Genomic DNA, 2047 nt, shown 5'->3' on the forward strand with positions numbered 1-2047 from the left:
GCACCTCCTGAGTTAATTATATTCTTGTTTTATCACCTTGTCAACGTTTGTGGCTACATTGTGCTCGTTTTATTGAAAAAGAAAACTGCCGACGTTAATCGACAGTTTTCGACATATGTTAAGGGTGAGCAAAAAAGATGAGATTTCGGAAAAGAGCTGTGGAGTAGTGAACTTCTGTAAGAACTGCTTACTCCGCAAAACCGCATTGATTGTTTTGATTAATTTATCAGAATTGTATGGATAATATCATAAACGTTCCCGTAGCAACACTGCTTTAAGCTCTGAAATAATCGTATTCAAATCTTCGGTCAGATTATCGCTTTGTGTCAGCATATCGTCAAAAAGTCGGTTGAGGTTTTCTTCAAAGTGCTCAGGAAGAGTCGTGCAATTATTTCTGCAAAGCGCCATCAATCGCTTTTCGCCCGGATGTGTTTGCTTGTTCAATGCGAAAATCACATCAAAATACGATTCCAAAAAGGCGGCTGTTCTGTGAACAACGCTTACCCTGTCGTTTCTGACGTTAGCCTTTTTCACTTGAAGAGAGTATGCGGGCATAGCGCCGTATAAAAGAGCTGTGTTTCTTTTGATGATGTTTTTTCGAAGTTCTTCGGGATAAGGAACAGAAAAGCGCTCTTTGGCGTTTTGAAGCCTTCCGTGCTTATCGCAGACAATTTTACAGGTCAAAAGGTTATGCCACATACAGGTGGTATATCCGTTGTTTGCCTCAAATCCTTCGACAACTCTCGCAACACCGTCACAAAATTCGTCCAAATTGCGGTAAAGGATGTCAATGTCGATTCCATTGTTCAGAACGCAGTTATCCTCGTATTCCCAGTAATGGTTTCCAATCTCCATATATTGGCAGTAATCAGCCAATAATGCGCGTCTGCTTTCTTCTCCGATTGGCGCAGTGATGTAAACATACACATCATAATCGGATTTTTCATCATAGTTTTCTCCCGAACGGGAACCGCCGAGTGCTATCGCCTCTACCTGAGCATATTCGGATAGTTTTTCAAATAGTTGATTTATCATTTTTTCATCACCTATCAATTTCGATTTTTCGTAGAAATATCATATCATATTCAAATCAACTTGTCCAATACATTTTGTAAGGACACAACAGGCGGATAGATAGTAAATGACGACATGCTCTGCAAGTGGACGTCGGAATGATGGAGAAACTTTTCGCCTCTGCCGGTGAAGGCTGCGTATGATTTGCTTTGATATGATGATTTCCTTTTTCTCTTTTGATAAGTATTGATAAAGCTTGACAATGCGTGCGGCAAAATATAAGGATTTTTCTAACAAAGGACTGTTATATGCCATAACTACATTTTCTCCTATTTAATGAATAAAGAATAGAGAATAGTGAATAACGAATAATACACTGGAAACGCCTCAAAGGTACATCTGTTATAAACTATTCGTTTTTCTCTATTCTCTATTCATTGAGCCATGCGTCAGCATGGCGTTTCTGGTGGAGATGAGGAGAATCGAACTCCTGTCCGAAAGATGTTCGCCGTGACTTTCTCCGAGCGCAGTCGCTATTTTGACATTCCCTCCGCGCGCCGCCTAACGACAGGCTGCGCGTTTTAGTAGCTTCAAATTGATGACAGAGCCTGAAGCTCAGCCCTGTTCACCTTTACCTCTGGTCGACGCCTCTTACGCGGCCGAGGTGCTCCGCGCAGAGACGAGCTGCATCAAGCAGCCATTAAAACTGGTTTTTTGTCAGTTATTTTAAAGTTTGCGGATTTTATGGCGGTCCCGCACCGCCGCTCGCTTATCAGGGGTCGCATCCCCCGTCGAAACCTTTACATCCCCATTTGTAAAGTTGAGAATTACAAGTTACAAATGACAAGTTATAATTGAAATCAAACATGCAATTTGTAATTCGCAACTTCCAACCGGAATCACCGGTTCTGTTCCTTGATTGCGCGTTCAATGTCACGCTTGGCTGTGCGCCTTGCCATGTCCTCGCGCTTGTCATATAACTTTTTGCCGCGGCATAAGCCGACTTGAAGCTTAACGCGGCTGTCCAGATCAG

The 2047-nt window shown here is 42.4% G+C and carries 3 protein-coding genes and 1 other RNA gene; all 4 read right to left on the bottom strand.

Annotated elements, in window-relative coordinates:
• Positions 1-246: 246 nt before the first annotated feature.
• Positions 247-1053, bottom strand: coding sequence for a DUF4037 domain-containing protein (locus JKK62_RS12515; protein ID WP_243411844.1), 807 nt, complete (start codon positions 1051-1053; stop codon positions 247-249).
• 21 nt (positions 1054-1074) lie between these two features.
• Complete coding sequence (locus JKK62_RS12520; RefSeq protein WP_201428168.1) at positions 1075-1329, bottom strand: hypothetical protein; 255 nt, start codon at positions 1327-1329, stop codon at positions 1075-1077.
• Positions 1330-1478: 149 nt separating this feature from the next.
• Positions 1479-1824: a transfer-messenger RNA gene (ssrA, locus tag JKK62_RS12525) on the bottom strand.
• Positions 1825-1913: 89 nt separating this feature from the next.
• Positions 1914-2047, bottom strand: a 134-nt coding sequence (locus JKK62_RS12530) for an SsrA-binding protein (protein WP_201428169.1), incomplete at its 5' end; no start/stop codon positions are given.

This window comes from Ruminococcus difficilis, assembly GCF_016680995.1.